Origin of the sequence: Moraxella sp. K02 (genome assembly GCF_041154755.1) — a bacterium.
GTDB lineage: Bacteria > Pseudomonadota > Gammaproteobacteria > Pseudomonadales > Moraxellaceae > Faucicola.
Genome location: NZ_AP031590.1, coordinates 858,814 through 876,378 on the forward strand (window position 1 = coordinate 858,814; position 17,565 = coordinate 876,378).

15 protein-coding genes and 1 tRNA gene are annotated in these 17,565 nt (G+C 45.2%); 6 read left to right on the forward strand and 10 right to left on the reverse strand.

Annotated elements, in window-relative coordinates; all coding sequences use genetic code 11:
• Window positions 1–3: 3 nt before the first annotated feature.
• The 7 genes from truA to trmB form a co-directional block, all read right to left on the reverse strand.
• On the reverse strand, window positions 4–810 hold the full coding sequence (gene truA / locus ACAM39_RS03990; protein ID WP_369628292.1) for a tRNA pseudouridine(38-40) synthase TruA: 807 nt from the start codon (window positions 808–810) through the stop codon (window positions 4–6).
• A 60-nt stretch (window positions 811–870) separates the two neighbouring features.
• The gene (locus ACAM39_RS03995; protein WP_369628293.1) at window positions 871–1,965 is read right to left on the reverse strand and encodes an asparaginase; all 1,095 of its coding nucleotides are present in this window, start codon (window positions 1,963–1,965) and stop codon (window positions 871–873) included.
• Between the two features lie 8 nt (window positions 1,966–1,973).
• Entirely contained in the window at window positions 1,974–2,600 is a 627-nt protein-coding gene (gene ybeY, locus ACAM39_RS04000) for an rRNA maturation RNase YbeY (protein WP_309575412.1), read from the reverse strand.
• Between the two features lie 3 nt (window positions 2,601–2,603).
• On the reverse strand, window positions 2,604–3,788 hold the full coding sequence (locus ACAM39_RS04005; RefSeq protein WP_369628294.1) for a PhoH family protein: 1,185 nt from the start codon (window positions 3,786–3,788) through the stop codon (window positions 2,604–2,606).
• Window positions 3,789–3,982: 194 nt separating this feature from the next.
• Window positions 3,983–4,059: transfer RNA gene (locus tag ACAM39_RS04010), tRNA-Met, on the reverse strand.
• A 130-nt stretch (window positions 4,060–4,189) separates the two neighbouring features.
• The gene (putP, locus tag ACAM39_RS04015) at window positions 4,190–5,677 is read right to left on the reverse strand and encodes a sodium/proline symporter PutP (RefSeq protein WP_369628295.1); all 1,488 of its coding nucleotides are present in this window, start codon (window positions 5,675–5,677) and stop codon (window positions 4,190–4,192) included.
• Between the two features lie 209 nt (window positions 5,678–5,886).
• Entirely contained in the window at window positions 5,887–6,723 is an 837-nt protein-coding gene (gene trmB, locus ACAM39_RS04020; protein ID WP_369628296.1) for a tRNA (guanosine(46)-N7)-methyltransferase TrmB, read from the reverse strand.
• Between the two features lie 124 nt (window positions 6,724–6,847).
• Here trmB and ACAM39_RS04025 point away from each other — a divergent pair, with 124 nt between their 5' ends.
• Entirely contained in the window at window positions 6,848–7,795 is a 948-nt protein-coding gene (locus ACAM39_RS04025) for a pilin (RefSeq protein ID WP_239741893.1), read from the forward strand.
• Between the two features lie 136 nt (window positions 7,796–7,931).
• Here ACAM39_RS04025 and htpG read toward each other — a convergent pair whose 3' ends face one another.
• Both htpG and ispH read right to left on the reverse strand, forming a co-directional pair.
• Window positions 7,932–9,899, reverse strand: coding sequence for a molecular chaperone HtpG (gene htpG, locus ACAM39_RS04030; protein WP_369628297.1), 1,968 nt, complete (start codon window positions 9,897–9,899; stop codon window positions 7,932–7,934).
• Between the two features lie 237 nt (window positions 9,900–10,136).
• Window positions 10,137–11,105 (reverse strand): 4-hydroxy-3-methylbut-2-enyl diphosphate reductase, encoded by a 969-nt coding sequence (gene ispH, locus ACAM39_RS04035; RefSeq protein ID WP_369628298.1) that lies wholly within the window; start codon window positions 11,103–11,105, stop codon window positions 10,137–10,139.
• 196 nt (window positions 11,106–11,301) lie between these two features.
• On the opposite strand from ispH, the gene gmk reads away from it, so the two are divergent.
• Complete coding sequence (gene gmk, locus ACAM39_RS04040) at window positions 11,302–11,919, forward strand: guanylate kinase (RefSeq protein WP_062334573.1); 618 nt, start codon at window positions 11,302–11,304, stop codon at window positions 11,917–11,919.
• Window positions 11,920–11,959: 40 nt separating this feature from the next.
• On the opposite strand, the gene ACAM39_RS04045 is transcribed toward gmk, so the two are convergent.
• A complete protein-coding gene (locus ACAM39_RS04045; protein WP_369628299.1) occupies window positions 11,960–12,907 on the reverse strand; it encodes a LysR family transcriptional regulator in 948 nt (315 codons plus the stop codon).
• A gap of 173 nt (window positions 12,908–13,080) precedes the next feature.
• Here ACAM39_RS04045 and ACAM39_RS04050 point away from each other — a divergent pair, with 173 nt between their 5' ends.
• The 4 genes from ACAM39_RS04050 (at window position 13,081) to ACAM39_RS04065 (ending at window position 17,204) form a co-directional block, all read left to right on the forward strand.
• A complete protein-coding gene (locus tag ACAM39_RS04050) occupies window positions 13,081–14,319 on the forward strand; it encodes an acyl-CoA dehydrogenase family protein (protein ID WP_369628300.1) in 1,239 nt (412 codons plus the stop codon).
• A gap of 128 nt (window positions 14,320–14,447) precedes the next feature.
• Window positions 14,448–15,515, forward strand: coding sequence for a phosphotransferase family protein (locus tag ACAM39_RS04055; protein WP_369628301.1), 1,068 nt, complete (start codon window positions 14,448–14,450; stop codon window positions 15,513–15,515).
• 8 nt (window positions 15,516–15,523) lie between these two features.
• Window positions 15,524–16,300 (forward strand): histidine phosphatase family protein, encoded by a 777-nt coding sequence (locus ACAM39_RS04060; protein ID WP_369628302.1) that lies wholly within the window; start codon window positions 15,524–15,526, stop codon window positions 16,298–16,300.
• Window positions 16,301–16,400: 100 nt separating this feature from the next.
• On the forward strand, window positions 16,401–17,204 hold the full coding sequence (locus ACAM39_RS04065) for an SDR family oxidoreductase (protein ID WP_369628570.1): 804 nt from the start codon (window positions 16,401–16,403) through the stop codon (window positions 17,202–17,204).
• The last annotated feature ends 361 nt before the right edge of the window (window positions 17,205–17,565 follow it).

Consider the following 17,565-nt stretch of genomic DNA (forward strand, 5'->3'; position numbering starts at 1 on the left):
CCCTTATTCAGGCAAATTTAGCCAAATAGGGGATAGCCTTGTTGCAGGTAACAGTGATTGAAATTGGGGTGGATACAGCGCATTGATAAAGTACAGCCCATCGGCAGAAGCCGTCGCTGCCGCAAGTGACCGATTTTTGCTAAGTAGCAATGCTTCAATCCATGCGACTGGCTTTTCACCGCGCCCAATTTCAAATAACGTACCCATAATATTTCGCACCATGTGATGCAAAAAACCATCGGCTTGGATATCTAGCACCAACAGTTCACCATGCGCAATCAATTTGGCAAAATGGACATGGCGGACAGGTTGATTAGATTGGCAGGAAGCGGCACGAAAACTGGTAAAATCATGAGTGCCTTCCAGATAAGCTGCTGCCTGCTGCATCAGTTGGACATTAAGCGGGGCGTATTCATGGGTAATTTGCTGATTGAGTATCGCAGGTCGAAAGGGGTGGTTGAGGGTAATATAGCGGTAGCGTCGAGCAATTGCAGAAAAGCGCGCATGAAACTCAGCGGGCATCACTTGTATCCAGCGCACCGCGATATCATCAGGTAGTAGAGAATTTGCGGCACGCAGCCAATTATAAGGCTGACGCGTGGCAGTGGTTTGAAAATGGGCAATCATATTTGATGCATGGACGCCTGCATCAGTACGACCCGCAGCGATGACTTCTATCGGTTCATTGGCTATCTTTGATAACGCTGCTTCAACATGCTGCTGAATACTATCAACTTCTTGTTGTCGTTGCCAGCCGCGATAGCGAGTACCAATAAATTCGATGCTGATCGCATAAGTATTTACAGTCATAAAAAAGCCAATTTTGTCAAAACCTACGATAAAAAGCCTAGTATAACAACTAATCAGTTATTAGGCGACGGTGTGGGTATCTTTTAGACAATGCGCCCAACGCTGACGGCGGCGAGCAGGGGTGTCATAACTGCCAATCAACCAAAGCAGACGCGCAAATATGGCAGGTAAGGTCAACCGCCCCGTCATCAAAACTTCACATTGAGCCAGCCATGCCCCCGCTTCATACGCTTGGCTGACGCCGCCATACGCGCATTGGGTCGTCACTGCAACCAGACAGCCTTGTTTTTTCGCCTGTAATAATTGGTTTTTAATGGATTCGGCATACGGCATATTGCCTGCACCAAATGCCAAAATAATGATGGCATCAGGTTTTTCAGACAATAAATTATCCAAGCGAGTGGCGAGCAACTGCGTATCCACGGGCGTCAAATAGAGTGTGGCAATGTTGGCATGGGACAAGCTGTCAAACACTTGCGGCAATTCACTTAACCGATCTTCTAGCCAAAGTTGATGCTGAGCCTGGGTGATTTTTGCGGTATAGCTATTGGCGGGATAACCAGCACGGTGGTGCCCCACAAACGCCATTAAATCATGGCTATGAATTTTTTGCACAGTTTGGGCAGGCCAATCTTCACCAGAAAAACAAACCCGCACCCCAGGCTCACCATGACGGGCTAATTTGCAGGCATCAAATAAATTCTGTATGGCATCGCTCTGCGCGTCGATGCGGTAATCGGTTAACACATTGCTATCAAGCAAAGGTCTCATCGCCCCTGTCACCACAATACTAATATGACTACCCGCAAAACACTCTGCCAAAAAAGCCGCAAGGTAGCTGAGCGTATCCGTGCCTGTTAGTACCACAAATTGGCGAAGCCCTTGCGCAATGGCTTGTACAATCAATTGATAAAAATGCGCAAAATCGGCAGGCGTTAACTGGCTACTGTCTTTAATGACATGGTTATCTAATATCCGCCAATCCACAGGGTCGTGTGCATGGTTTGGATAAGTGGCAAAATGGGTCTGTAAAATCTGTGATAACACAGGTAAAAAAATATCGGCATCTAAGCTAGCAAGCGGTTTGCCATAACTGCCAAAAGTGCCGCCCGCGTAGATGATGCCAATACCTGATTTGTTGATAGATTTACTCAATTGAAATTTTACTCATAAGGGTTGGCAACAGATAACTTATCAAGGACAGCGATTTCAATCGCTTCCATTTCATCTTGCTCAGCTTGCCCAAGTTCATGGTCAAAACCCAGCAAATGCAGCATCCCATGTACCAGCAAATGGGTCAGATGCTGCTCAATGGTCTTGCCTTGTTCAGCGGCTTGACTGACCACCACCGCATGGCAAATCACTAATTCGCCTAGCGGCAATGCAGGCAGTAATTCTAGCACAGCTTCAGGCAATTCACTGGCATAGGATAAAATATTGGTGGCGTAGTCTTTGCCACGCGCATCCAAATTGATAGCGCGAGCTTCCACAGGCTCCGTGACATAAATTTCTAATTCAACGGTTTTTTGAAAGATAAATTCACCCAGTTGATTAGGTATCTCGATAGTGTCTTGATGGTTTTCAAAATACTGCAGAACTTGTTGCAAAATAGCGACAATCTTGTCTTGTTGGTACAAGGCTTCAAGTTCGCCAAAATTTGGCAGCGCAATTAAGTCTTCAGCAAAACTAATTATCACTTGACTCATCGGCACTTGACTAAGCGGCGCTTGCGGCAAAGCGCCAGCTAAATCACCTGTTAAATCAATTTGGGTTGGCAAAGCTGATGACATAAGCTACTCCGCGATACCTATATCAATGGGTGCGTTATCAATCGGAGCTTTATCATTCGGTGCTTTATCACTCGGGGCGTTGTTATCCGTCACTCCGATAGCCGAGCTTGCGGCTTGTGACTGTGCTTGGATTTTTTCAAGTAGGCGCGATTGCTTTTTGGCTTCTTTAATCGCTTCTTGCGCTTCATCATATTTATCGTAGGCTTGCACGATTTTTTGAACCAATTGATGGCGTACCACATCTTTGCTATCAAACCGCGTCACATGAATTTCTTCAATATCCGCCAAAATTTCTAGCGAATGCCGCAAGCCTGACTTGGTGCCGCGAGGTAAATCCACCTGTGACATATCGCCCGTGATGACCGCCCGCGAGCCAAAACCCAAACGGGTCAAGAACATTTTCATCTGCTCGGGGGTGGTATTTTGTGCTTCATCCAAAATCACAAACGAGTTATTTAAGGTACGACCGCGCATGTAAGCGAGGGGGGCTACTTCAATGACTTGTTTTTCAATCAGTTTTGCCACTTTTTCAAACCCTAGCATTTCATATAAAGCGTCATAAAGTGGGCGTAGATAAGGGTCGATTTTTTGGGTCAAATCCCCCGGTAAAAAGCCCAGTTTTTCCCCTGCTTCTACCGCAGGGCGCACCAGCAAAATACGCTCAATCTCATTGCGCTCTAGCATATCCACCGCACAAGCCACCGCCAAGTAAGTCTTACCCGTCCCTGCAGGCCCTACGCCAAACGAAACATCAGAGAGTAAGATTTTTTTGACATATTGCTGTTGGTTGTAACCGCGTGGGATGATTTTTCCTTTACGGGTTCTCAAACTAATCGGGGTGAATTCAGTGCTATCTACGCGCTCGCTGCCATTTTCGCTAGCGGCATCATTCTCTAGCGCTAAATCTTGCTCACGGCTAAAACTCGTTTGCACGAGCAGGTGCAAATCTTCTGGCGAGATGACGTCGCTGCTTTGTGTTTCATCGGCAAGCTGTGCCAAGATACGCTCAGCACGCGCGACTGAATCGAGCTCACCTGAAATCACAAAATCGGTTTTGCGTTGGTGAATGTGGACTGACAGACGATGTTCAAGATACTTAATGTGATTGTTGTATTCGCCAAGTAAGGTTTTGAGTTGATGGGTTTTTAGAGATGATAAATCGACTGTTCTGCTGATGGTATCGCTCAAGAGTGCTTCCTTTTATGGGTTTTTATAGTTGTGATAAATCATAAGGTTGAGAGATTAGGGGAGTATGACAGTAACCAATATAATATTTTGGTACGTTGATACTATTATGGTAAATTTCGACGAGATTTCAAGGCACAAATACACATTTGGCAAATAAGAAAGCCAATAACATTAAGTTATTGGCTTTTTTGATATGGTGGCGATGAAGAGACTTGAACTCTTGACCTCACGATTATGAGTCGTGCGCTCTAACCAGCTGAGCTACATCGCCATGTAGGATAGACATTTTGTGTCTGTCTTGTGGTCGCATATTATGCGTATTTCGACCTATCTCGTCAAGGATAATCTGCAATTTTTTTCAAAAATTTAGCGTTTCGTCTGCACGGTGTATCGCCAATGTGTTAACGAGCATTTTTAAAAGCGGTTGCTGCTTCATCAAAACGTGCCATGACTTTATCAGATGCGGGCGTTAACAGCGACACCACATAGATGGCAATCATGCCTAAAATAAAGCCTGGTACGATTTCATAAAGACTACTATCGGTTAATGGTTTCCAAGCGATGACCGTCAACGCGCCTACAAGCATACCCGCCAACGCGCCTGTGCCAGTCATACGTCGCCAAAATAACGACATCAATACTACAGGACCAAACGCCGCGCCAAAACCTGCCCAAGCATACGAGACCAATCCTAACACTTTGCTGTCTGGGTTTTGGGCAATGACAATGGCAATCGCTGAGACCAAAAGCACCATGAAGCGACCAATCCAAACCAGCTCTTTTTGCGTGGCAGTAGGACGAATAAACCCTTTATAAAAATCTTCTGTAATCGCGCTTGAGCATACCAATAATTGACAGCTAAGGGTACTCATGACCGCCGCCAAAATAGCCGACAACACCACACCGACAATCCAAGGGTTAAATAACAATTGTGCCAAACCGATAAAGATACGCTCGTTATTATCTTTTAAAATGGCAGTTTGTTCAGGATGCACCGTCATATAGGCAAGCCCAAAATAACCGACCGCCACCGCGCCTGCTAGGCATAAAATCATCCAAGTCATACCGATACGACGAGCATTATTCAGTGATTTGACCGAATTTGCTGCCATAAAACGCGCCAAAATATGCGGCTGACCGAAATAACCCAAGCCCCACGCAGCCGCACTGATGATACCGACGAATGACGTACCAAACAGCAAGTTACCGTAGTTTTTGTTATTTGCCTGTGCCGCCATACTGACCGCCGCATGAATTTCATCCATACCGCCTAAGTTTAAATAAACCATGATGGGTGCGAATACCAGTGCAAAAATCATCAAACTTGCTTGAATAGTATCCGTCCAGCTTACCGCCAAAAATCCCCCAATAAAGGTATAGATAATGGTGGCAAATGCCCCTAGCCACATAGCCGTGGCATAGTCAATTTCAAACAAGCTTTCAAATAGCCGCGCACCTGCGACAATGCCTGAGGCGCAATAAATGGTAAAGAAAAACAAAATAATCGCCGCCGAAGCAATTTTAATCAATTTATTGTTGGCGCCAAAGCGGTGGTGAAAGTATTCAGGCAAAGTCAGCGCATTGTTATTAAACTCAGTATGCACCCGCAGTCGACCCGCCACTAAAAGCCAGTTAAAATACGCACCAATCACCAAACCAATCGCAATCCAAGATTCACTCAACCCCGATACATAAATCGCCCCAGGTAACCCCATCAGCAGCCATCCTGACATATCTGACGCACCTGCCGACATCGCGGTCACAAAACTGCCCAGACTACGACCACCCAAAATATAGTCATCAAAGTTACGCGTGGCAAAATATGCCGCAAACCCGATGCCCAATACCAAAATCAAATACAACGTAAATGTAATATAAACGGGTGTCATCCCATCACTCCTAAGGTCATCCCGATTCAAGGTAATAAAACCACTAAAAATTGATAGCAGTCATAGAGATTTTACGTGGCATCACACGCTAATCGACATCCTGATAGATACCATCTAATAACGAAAAGTCACATTGTAGAAAAATTTTAGGCATAAAAAAAGGATAATCGCTTTGATTATCCTGTTTATGGCATAAAATTGTCAACGCGCTAAATTTTGCGATACATAATATCGTAAATAGCGCGACCTTCCTCCATACCGCGTTTTTCAAATTTAGTCAGGGGGCGAAAATCGGGACGCGGTAAAAAGTTACCTATACCTTCGCTGTTTTTGCCTTCGACATTTTCAAACGCGGTTAAACTATCCATGACTTCAATCATCCAGTGGGCATAATGTTCCCAATCGGTAGCAGCATGGAACATGCCGCCTTTTTTAAGCACCCGTTCCACCACCCTCATGCGATCAGCACTGACAAAACGGCGTTTGTAATGGCGCTTTTTTTGCCAAGGGTCGGGAAAATACAACTGCAGCGTGTCAATATGCGCCGCCGGTAATTGCTGCATCAGGGCAATTGCATCGCCACTGATGAGTTTGAGGTTATTTAGACCGATTTCCCCTGCCAAAAATGCACAATTACCCAGCCCTGCTTCATGCACTTCAATGCCGATAAAGTTTCGTGTTGGGTCATTTTTTGCCATTTCCACCAAGCTTGTGCCCATACCAAAGCCAATTTCAAATGTCAAAAGCGCATCAGGGTTTGAAAATAGCTCACGCAAATTGGTTATGCCGCCGATATCCATTGCTTGAATTGCGTCCAAGTTGGGCTGGACAAAAAAATGAGCAAAGTCTGACTGTAACCCAGCTTCTGCCTTTTTGCCCACATGGGTTTTGCGCTTCATAAAAGTTTGAATGGCGCGATAGTGCGGGGATAAAGAGTTTTCATCACTCGGTTGTGGGGTAGTGGAGAGATTGGGAGAAAGCAATGGTGCATCGGTGCTAGCCGCATCGACTGTCTCAGAAGTTTGGGTATGTTGGGGTGTCGTCATTTGCAAAAATCGTAGTTGGTGTGATAAAGGGTGGTTGTGATAAAATTCGGCTATTATAAGTGAAAACCCCAAAAAGTAAAAACCTCAACAAGTGAAAACAACCAATGGATAATCCGTAATCGCCATGTTATTTCTTGAAAAAACATCACCGCCGCCATTTTGGCAGCCACAGCTGACTGATAAACAGCGTCTGATGTATGACAAAGCCTTTATCGGCAATCGTTCACAGGCGTATTATCTCAAGCGTTTTGCCCAGTTTGATCAGGCAGGGCGATTGACGGCAAAGTGGCATTGGGCAGGTTTTTTGATGACGTTTCCTTGGCTGTTATACCGTAAGCGATTTTTAGATAGCATTGTCTATTCGGTGGCGGGATGGTCATTTATTCAGCTCAATGTTACCATCATTTTGGTGGCGATAGAGTACTTATTGATACGCAATCTTGATGAAGCAATTCGTATGCCGCTACGTATTGGCATTGGGCTTGTGATATGGCTGTTTTGGTCGGTGATGGTGGCACGTTGGAGCGATGCTTATTATTATCGGATGGCGCGCCGTGAAATCGCCGATGCGATTGAAATGTATCCGCGGGATGAGGAAAAACAGCTGGCTCATATCCGCAGGCACGGCGGTGTAAGTTTAGTGGGTTTGGCGCTGGCGTTTGGGTTTTATGCGTTTTCTTTGTTTGTGATTCAAGTGCAGTTTTTGCCGATTTATGCTAAACAAAAAGCCAACGCCACGCTGTTTGAAGTGCTTGATATCGTAGAAAGCGCACAGGGACGGGTCGATGCCATCTACAAAGCCACCGGTCAATGTCCTGTCAATACACCGCTAAGCACAGATAACCAAAAAGTGGTGTTAAAAGTGCTGACCCAAGCAGAAAGCATTCCAACTGACAGTCATTGTATGATTCAAGCGACAGTACGAGGCGTGCCGTTTCCTAATCGCTGGCTCAATGGTCAGACGCTGACCATGTACCGTATTGGCGATAGCAAAGTCGATGGTAGTTGGGGCTGTATCACCTCACTTAATCGCAAGCAAATCCCCAAACAGTGTATGCTTGCCGAGCGCTGATAAAATAGTGGTGCTTACAACCACTAGCCAATGCGATGGCGGTGGTTTTCAAAAAAAACCGAAGCCTAAGCAACAGCCTAGGCTTCGGTTTTTATTTTTTTATTTATTGGTTTTATTTTGAGGTCAGCAAAATAACTTACTTCATCAACAACGCATTGACGCGTTTGAGATAAGCGGCAGGGTCGTCTAATTGACCGCCTTCGGCAAGTAATGCTTGGTCAAAAATCACTTGCGCGAGGTCATCGAACTGTTCTGCGCTTTCCAATTTTTGAATCAGCGGATGGTTTGGGTTGACTTCCAAAATTGGTTTGCTCTCTGGTACAGGCTGACCCATTTGTTTGAGCATTTGCATCATTTGTGGCGATAGTTCACCATCAGCGGTAACGAGCAGAGCAGGGCTATCCACCAAACGATTTGATACGCGCACGTCTTTAGCACGGCTACCTAACACGCCTTTGAGTTTTTCTACCACAGGCTTGAAGGTTTCTTCCGCTTTTTTGGCTTCTTCTTTTTCGGCTTCATCGGTCAAATCACCCAAGTCTACCGCGCCTTTGGCGATGTTTTGTAGCGGTGTGCTATCGTACTCAAACATAAAGTTCATTGCCCATTCATCAACGGGGTTGGTCATTAAGATGACTTCAATGCCTTTTTTCTTAAAAACTTCAAGTTGCGGACTGGCTTTGGCGGCGGCGAGGTTTTCAGCTGTTAGATAATAAATCGCCTTTTGACCGTCTTTCATACGACCTTTATAGTCGTCAAAGCTGGTGACCACATTGTCATCAGTGGTAGTGGCATAGCGCAATAATTTGGCAATTTTATCCATATTGCTTTGGTCTTCACCCAAGCCTTCTTTTAAAACGTTGCCAAATTCAGCATAAAACTGTTTATATTTTTCTTGCTTTTCGGCTTCATCGCTATTGGCTAGGCTAGCTAGCACGGTCAATATACGGCGGGCGTTACCATCGCGGATAGATTTGACATCGCGAGACTCTTGCAGGATTTCACGGCTGACATTGAGCGGTAAATCCGCGGTATCAATCACCCCTTTGACAAAACGCAGATACATCGGCAATAACTGCTCGGCATCATCCATGATAAATACACGTTTGACGTACAGTTTTAGACCGTGTTTTTGCTCACGTTGGTACAGGTCAAACGGCGCTTTTTTAGGGATATATAGCAGCTGAGTATATTGTAAACGTCCTTCGACACGGTTGTGCGTCCAAGTTAGCGGCTCATCATAGTCATAGGTAAGATTTTTATAAAATTCTTTATACTCTTCGTCTGTAATTTCTGAAGGTGAGCGCGTCCATAGGGCATTGGCTTGGTTGATGGTTTCCCATTCATCGGTGGTTATCATTTGACCTTGGGGCATCTCACCTTTGGTAGTTTCGCCTGCTTCTGAATTAGCAGTTTTTTGCGCTTCGGTTAATTCTTCTTCTTGCCAAACTTCTTTGCGCATTTGGATGGGCAAGCTGATATGGTCAGAGTATTTATTGACTAAAGATTTGATTTTTTGGCGGTCAAGGTATTTGCTGTGTTCATCGGTAACATGTAACATCACGGTCGTGCCACGGGTAGGCTTTTCGATGGTTTCGGTGGTGAATTCACCGGTACCGTCTGAAACCCAACGTACGCCTTGGCTGGCAGGCTCACCTGCTTTGCGAGATTCCACCGTGATGGTGTCCGCTACGATAAAACCTGAATAAAAACCCACCCCAAATTGACCAATCAAATTGCCGTCTTGTTTTTGGGCATCGGATAATTTTTCTAAGAAAGCTTTGGTGCCTGATTTGGCAATAGTACCTAAATGCTCTACCGCATCGGCTTCATTCATACCGATACCATTGTCGATAAAGCTGATGGTTTTGGCATCTTTATCAATATCAATGCGAATGCGTAGTTCACTGTCACCTTCATACAGCGCGTCGTTTTGATTGCCTTCAAAACGCAACTTGTCACAGGCATCAGAGGCATTTGAGACCAGCTCACGCACAAAGATATCCGCATTTGAATAAAGCGAGTGGGTGACTAGATGTAATAGTTGCGCGACTTCAGCTTCAAAGCTATGTTTTTTTGGCTCAGGTTTGTTTGAATCTGCCATAATAATTAACTCCTAAAATAAGAATAAAAATAATTAACCCAATTTATGATGGTTCGTTGTCATAGTTAGGGTGAGTCTAAAACTATTTCAAGCACAAGCGGCACAATTTTTTAATTTTTAAATAATGAAAAAAATGATACAAGCATTGTTTAAATAACCAATAATGAAATGACCAATAAAAAGCCGAGCAGACTTATACCCGGCTTTACTTGCCATCTATCCGATGCTATATCTCTGTTAAATCTTGGATTCACTAGGATTACGCAGTTGGGGTGAGCGCAATGCTTTGGGCAAGCTAAAGGTCACGTTTTCCAAAATACCGGATAATTCTTCAGGTTTTTCGCCGCCCCAAGATTGTAAGGTATCTAACACTTCTTGAATCAATACTTCAGGCGCCGACGCACCCGCAGTCACGCCTACCGTATCCACGCCTACAAACCAGCCTTTTTGCATTTCGCCGGCATTATCAATCAAATGCGCTTTGGCACCCAAGCGCTCCGCGAGTTCACGCAAGCGATTGGAGTTCGATGAGTTGGGTGAGCCCACCACTAACACCACTTGACAACGCGCCGCAAGCTCCTTGACCGCATCTTGACGGTTTTGGGTGGCATAACAAATATCATCTTTACGCGGCGCATGGATTTTGGGGAATTTATTTTTTAGCGCATCAATCACTTCTGCGGTGTCATCCATCGATAGGGTGGTTTGGGTGACAAAAGCCAAATCAGTATCAGTCGGTAGGTCAAGATTGGCAACATCCATCACATCTTCAATTAAGTGAATACGTCCACCGTATTGTGGATCGAAGCGCCCCATCGTGCCTTCAACTTCTGGGTGACCTGCATGACCAATCAACACCGCATCTACGCCTGTTTTGGCAAATTTATTGACTTCGATATGGACTTTGGTAACCAGTGGGCAAGTGGCATCAAACACCGTCAAATCACGGCGCTCGGCTTCATCTTCCACCGCTTTGGAGACGCCATGCGCTGAAAAAATCACAATCGCCCCATCAGGCACTTCATCCAACTCTTCGACAAATACCGCACCGCGATTGGCAAGGTCTTCTACCACAAACTTGTTGTGTACCACTTCATGGCGCACATAAATAGGCGGTTCAAAGCGCTCAAGGCAGACATTGACGATTTCGATGGCTCTATCGACCCCAGCACAAAAACCACGAGGATTGGCGAGTAAAATTTTCATAACGCAGTTCTTCAGTCATTGATGATTCATGTGGCTAGTTTACCATGAGTTCATACACGCAAAATATGTTAAACGTAAAAAATCAGCGAATCGCTATTCAAGGGCTAAATTACGCAGAAATTGTTAGCAAAAATTGCTAAAATAGCCGATTCAAAAATGGCTACTACTTACTTCATCAAACCCCTAAGGATATGTCATGACCAAAGGCTCATTATTTATCATCACCGCAGCAAGCGGTACTGGCAAAACATCGCTGGTCAAACAGCTGATTGCAACGACCAATGACTTGGCGGTTAGTATCTCGCATTCGACTCGCAAGCCGCGTCCTGGAGAAATTGATGGGCAGCATTATCACTTTGTCAGCCGCGAGATATTTGCTGATATGATTAAGCAAGGTGAGTTTTTGGAGCATGCTGAAGTGTTTGAAAACTACTATGGCACCGCCCAGTCCACAGTAGAATTTATGCTGAGCAATGGCTTAGACGTCATCTTAGAAATCGACTGGCAGGGCGCGCTGCAAGTGCAAAAATTGCGTCCCGATGCCACGACCATTTTTATCCTACCGCCTGATCGCCAATCGCTGCGCCAGCGGCTTTCCAATCGCGGACAAGACAGTCAAGAGGTGATTGAAAAACGTCTGGCCGGTTCGGTCAATGAAATGTCGCAATACGTGAATTTTGATTATGTGGTGATTAATGACAATTTCGACGTGGCATTAGCGGAGTTAAAATCAATCATCATCGCCAATCGTTTGACTCTCGCTAAACAGCAAGAGCGCCATGCTGGCCGTATTGAGCAGCTATTGTCTGAATAAATCATCAATAGCCTGTAAATAATTGAATAAGCGCAACCAGCTAATAAAACGCACTAAAAATCTGCTGTCTTAGCCACCCATACAGCGGGTCAACCTGTTGTTGTTGGTGCCAATAGCCGTGTAACTCGATATGGGTCAAATCAATCGGCAAATCCAAAATCTGCCAGCCTTGGGCGGGTGGCAAAAATGTGGTGGCTAATTGACGCGGCAACGTGAGCAATAGTTTGTCTTGTTTTAGCAATTGAAAAGCAGTGGCATAATGCTGACAACGGATTTTACTCTGCCGCTGCCAACCTGCTTTGGACAATAAACTATCTTCAATCGACAGACCTAGCCGCCGTGATGACACAGTTATATGTTGACTGGCAAAATACTGAGCTTGGGTGATAGTCGGTTCGTTCGCTAATTCAGCGGCAAAATTTGGCGCATACAACAACATCACAAACTCATCTCGCAACAAAGGTTGATGCACAATCTCACTATCCACCACCCGCGCCACATCAATGGCAAAATCCACTTGACCTACTTTTAGCTCATGCGCAAGTTCTGAGCGATTGAGCCGGCTACTGGTGATTTGGCAATTGGGCAAAACTTGATGAATTTGGCTGACCAATTTGTTAAACACAATCAATTCAATTTCATCGTGCATGGCAATCGTCAACGTGGCAAAGCTCTGCTGCGCCATCTCGCCAAGTTTGCCCTCGCTCAATAAATGGTTAGTTTGAAATATTTGTTCAAGATTTTCAAAGCTTTGTTTGACGGTGGGATAAAGCCGTTTGGCATACAGCGTGGGGTGCAGCTCACCTTTTTCCCGATAAAAAAGTTCGTCCCCCAATGATTGGCGAAGACGACCTAACGCATGGCTAATGGCCGATTGGCTTAAATGCAAAGCTTCTGCGGTATGGGTAAGATTTTTAAGCTCAAAAATATAAATAAATAGCCTAAGCAGATTTAAATCAAGCTGCTTTAACGGGTTTTTACGCAACATTTGGATAATACCTTACAAGTGGAGGGCGGTTGTTTGCACAATAATTTGGCTAAGACATCCCGGTTGTATGAATTTTATTCATGATATTGTACTAATTAAAATCATTTTATTCATGATAATAAATCTGTTAAGCTGATTCAATCATTGTTTTAGTCAAAAAAGGACAAGGCTCAATGGAATTCCAACTTAGCGATAAAGCAAAAGATTACATCGCCCGTACCAAAGCATTTATTCAAACCGAAATCGAACCGATTGAAGCAGAATTTTGGCAAGCCGCGCATAAGCTTAATCCCACAGGCGATTGGACGACTTGGCAATGGCCTGCCAAACTTGAAGAATTAAAAACCAAAGCCCGTGCGCAAAATCTTTGGAATATGTTTTTGCCAGATGAGCAACTCGGTCAAGGATTAAGTGTTCAAGAATACGCCCATATTGCTGAGTTGTCTGGCAGAAGTCTTATTGCCCCCCATGTGTTTAACTGTAATGCGCCCGATAGTGGTAATATGGAATTGATTTGGCGCTACGGTAACGACGCCCAAAAACAGCAATGGTTAACGCCGTTATTGGCAGGCGAGATTCGCTCCGTGTTTGGCATGACAGAGCCTGCAGTGGCCAGTAGTGATGCCACCAATATGCAAGCCACGGCGATTGTCGAAGGCGATGAAATTGTGCTCAACGGTCGCAAATGGTGGTCTTCAGGTTTGGGCGATCCAAACGCTAAACTTATTATTTTTATGGCACACACCCCAGATGAGACTAAAGATCGTCACCATCAGCACACCATGGTGCTAGTACCTATAGATGCCAAAGGCGTCAAGATTGAACGTATGCTCAAAGTGTTTAATGATTATGATGCACCGCATGGACATGGCGAAATGCGTTTTGACAACGTGCGTGTACCGCTTAGCAACGTCATCGGCGGGGCAGGCGAGGGATTTGCGATTGCACAAGGGCGCTTAGGACCGGGTCGGATTCACCATTGTATGCGCTGTATTGGCGCGGCAGAAAAATCGCTTGAGCTTGCCATCGATCGCGGGCTAAGCCGTAGTGCATTTGGCAAACCGCTGCTTGATTTAGGGGGCAACCGTGAACGTATCGCTGATGCCCGTGTCAAAATTGACCAAGCGCGTCTGTTAACCCTGTATGCTGCCTATAAAATGGATAAACTCGGTACCAAAGCGGCGTTGACCGAAATCTCAGCGATTAAAGTGGTCGCCCCAACGGTACTCCAAGAAGTCGTCGATATGGCGATTCAGCTGCATGGGGGGATGGGTGTGAGCCAAGACACGCTGTTGCCGATGTTCTTTAACCAAGCCCGTAGCCTACGCCTTGCCGATGGACCTGACGAAGTGCATAAAGGCATGATTGCCAAACTGGAAGTGAAAAAACGCCAACAAGCGACGACCAAATAACTAATAGCTAGTTAACAAAAAAGATAGCTAGCTAACAAAAAAGACGTAATATTGAGTTACGTCATTTTGTTATTTGACCTCGTTAAAAATACAAGTTAAAAAACAAGATAAAAAACAAGGATGAAATTATGCTTGATACTACAAACCCAGTACGCAAAGGCGAAGAGATTGACAGCGACGCGGTCACCGAGTATTTAATGAGCCAAGGCATCGCTTTGCAAGGTCAGCCAGAAGTCACCCAATTTTCAGGGGGCGCATCCAATTGGACATACCGCCTAAAGTATGCCAACCGTGATTTGATTTTACGCCGCCCACCCAAAGGTACCAAAGCCAAATCCGCCCATGATATGGTGCGTGAGTACAAAGTTCAAAAAGCACTGCAATCACAATACCCACTGGTACCTAATATGGTCGCGCTGTGTACCGATGACCGCGTGATTGGTTGCGATTTTTATGTCATGGATCGCATCGAAGGCATTATTCCCCGCGCCAATTTGCCCAAAGCATTGACGTTAAACGAACAGCAAGTCAGCGAGCTGTGCAGGCAGGTGGTCGATGCGCTAATTGATTTACACAAGGTCGATTACACCCAAAACCCTGATTTGGTGGCACTTGGCAAAGGCGAAGGCTACTGCGAGCGCCAGGTCATGGGATGGGATAAGCGCTATGAGCAAGCCCGCACGCCTGATGTGCCTGATTTTGCCGATGTGCGTCAGTGGTTAAAAGCCAACACCCCAACTGATGTCAAAACTAGCGTGATTCATAATGACTGGCGTTTTGATAATGTGATTTTGGACCCAAACAATCCAACCAACATCATTGGCGTGCTCGACTGGGAAATGGCAACGATAGGCGACCCCTTGATGGATTTGGGCTGTGCGTTAGCTTACTGGATTCAAGCCGATGACAATGCAGTAATGAAAGCTACGCGCCGTCAGCCGACCAATCTGCCAGGCATGATGACGCGTGCCGAAGTGGTCGAATACTACCTGCAAAAAACAGGGCTGAAAGTGGACAACTGGCGCTTTTATGAAGTATTTGGGGTGTTTCGTTTGGCAGCGATTGCGCAGCAGATTTATTACCGTTATTATCATCAGCAGACGGATAATCCGGCGTTCAAAGATTTTGGCGTGATTGTCAACGCCTTGCACGACCGCTGTGTCGAACTTATCGAAAAAAATAACAATAAATTATAGGGGTTTTCATGAAACTCATCAGCCTTGTCCGTCATGGGCAAGCGTCATTTGGCGCAGACGATTATGACCAACTGTCCCCAAAAGGTATCGCTCAGACCCAGTGGCTTGGTGATAGTTTTCGCCAGTCAGGTCGGCAAGTGCACGCGCTGATGTCAGGCAGTATGGCGCGGCAAAAGGACAGTCTCAAACATTTTTTAAGCCATTATTATGTGACCCGTGAAGGTATCGAACTGACCGAAATCACCCACCATGTGCAAAACGCTTTAAAAAATCAGGCAAATCCCAGTTTGACCATGCCGCTATTGCTCGGTGAAGATAGCAGTTTTAATGAGTTTAATCATGAGCAAATCTTATATAAGGCGGGATTGCCATTTGCGGATAAAGCCAGTTTTATGGCGTATTTATCCAGTCAAACACACCCTGAGATTAGCTTTACTGAGATTTTTACCCAAGCCATGAGCCGTTGGCAAAGCGGTCAGTACGACAGCGACTATGATGAAAGTTGGCAACACTTTTTGCAGCGCACTTGGAACGGTTTTGAGCGTTTGATGGCGCAAACTGGCAAGCATGAACATGCGATGGTATTTACCTCAGGTGGCGTGATTGCCAGTATCATGCAGCAAGTGATGAAACTATCAGATGTCCAAGCTTTTGATTTGAACTGGCATATCGCCAACGCCAGTGTTCACCAATTTCGCGTGAGTGAGCAAGGTGTTTTTTTACAGACCTTTAATGAGTTTAGCTATTTGTATAAACAAGGCGAGCAGATGGTGACTTGGCGCTAAAATTTAGCTTATCAGTTTAACGTTTAAAAAAATTTAACAAATAATTAAGGATGAAATAATGCAAACACTACCGGAATTACTGCAGCAAGTTCAAACTACAATGACACCCCCCAACACTGACTTATCCTCTTTTATAGATAACCAAGTGGGTAAGGGTAAAACCATTTTGATTACTGGCGCAAGCTCGGGGCTGGGGGCAGGCATGGCGACCCATTTTGCTCGCATGGGCTATAATTTGGCAATTTGTGCGCGCCGCACCGAACGCCTAGAACAACTCAAAGCCAACCTATTAGCGGATAGTCCGACGGTTAAAGTCAGTGTCAAGGCACTCGATGTGACTGATTATGCGCAGGTTTTTAAAGTGTTTCATGAATTTGCCCAAGAGTTTGGCAAGCTTGATCGTATCATCATCAATGCAGGGGTCGGCGAGGGTCGCCGTATTGGCAAGGGTAATTTTGAGATTAATCGCAAAACTGCCGAAATCAATTTTATCTCAGGTCTTGCCCAGTGTGAAGCGGCGATGGAAATTTTTCGCGCCCAAAATAGCGGTCATTTGGTGGTGATCTCAAGTATGTCGGCGTTCCGTGGTCTGCCAAAACATATGTCAGTGTACGCGGCAAGTAAATCAGCGATTGCACAGCTTGCTGAAGGGATTCGCGCCGATATGCTGCTCTCTGATTTACCGATTAAAGTGTCAACGATATATCCAGGGTATATACGCACTGAGATTAACGAAGGCGCTAAACCGTTACCCTTTGAAGTGAGTGAAGAAATCGGCACCAAAGCATTGGCAATTGCGATTGAAGGTGAGCCTGATGAAGCGTGCGTCCCTGAACAACCGTGGACACTGATGAGTGATTGGATGAGAAACGCCCCACTGACATGGGTCAATGGTTTGGCATAAACCAAAAAGTCGTAAAAAACCCAGATGAGACCTTGCGCTAATTTGGGTTTTTTTTGTCTTCACATTGGGTGTCTTGATATAGGGCGTCCTAATATAGCGCATTGCCAGCCTGTATATTTGCGTTTGGCGACAGATTTGACATCACCGAGTAGAAGGCGGTTATAAAAAATAATGAGTATGAAGGGCTAAAGGGTGTCAGTCATCGTTAACCCTATCGCCATCCTTGTTTATCTTATGTATTTAACGCCTATAGCGATATTTGCAGTAGGCTAAACAAGGGTCGTAATGATAAAATCAGCGACTCTTTGATGATTTTTTATTTATTGTTACGATAACTGAGTGGTACAGGCAACCAAACGAT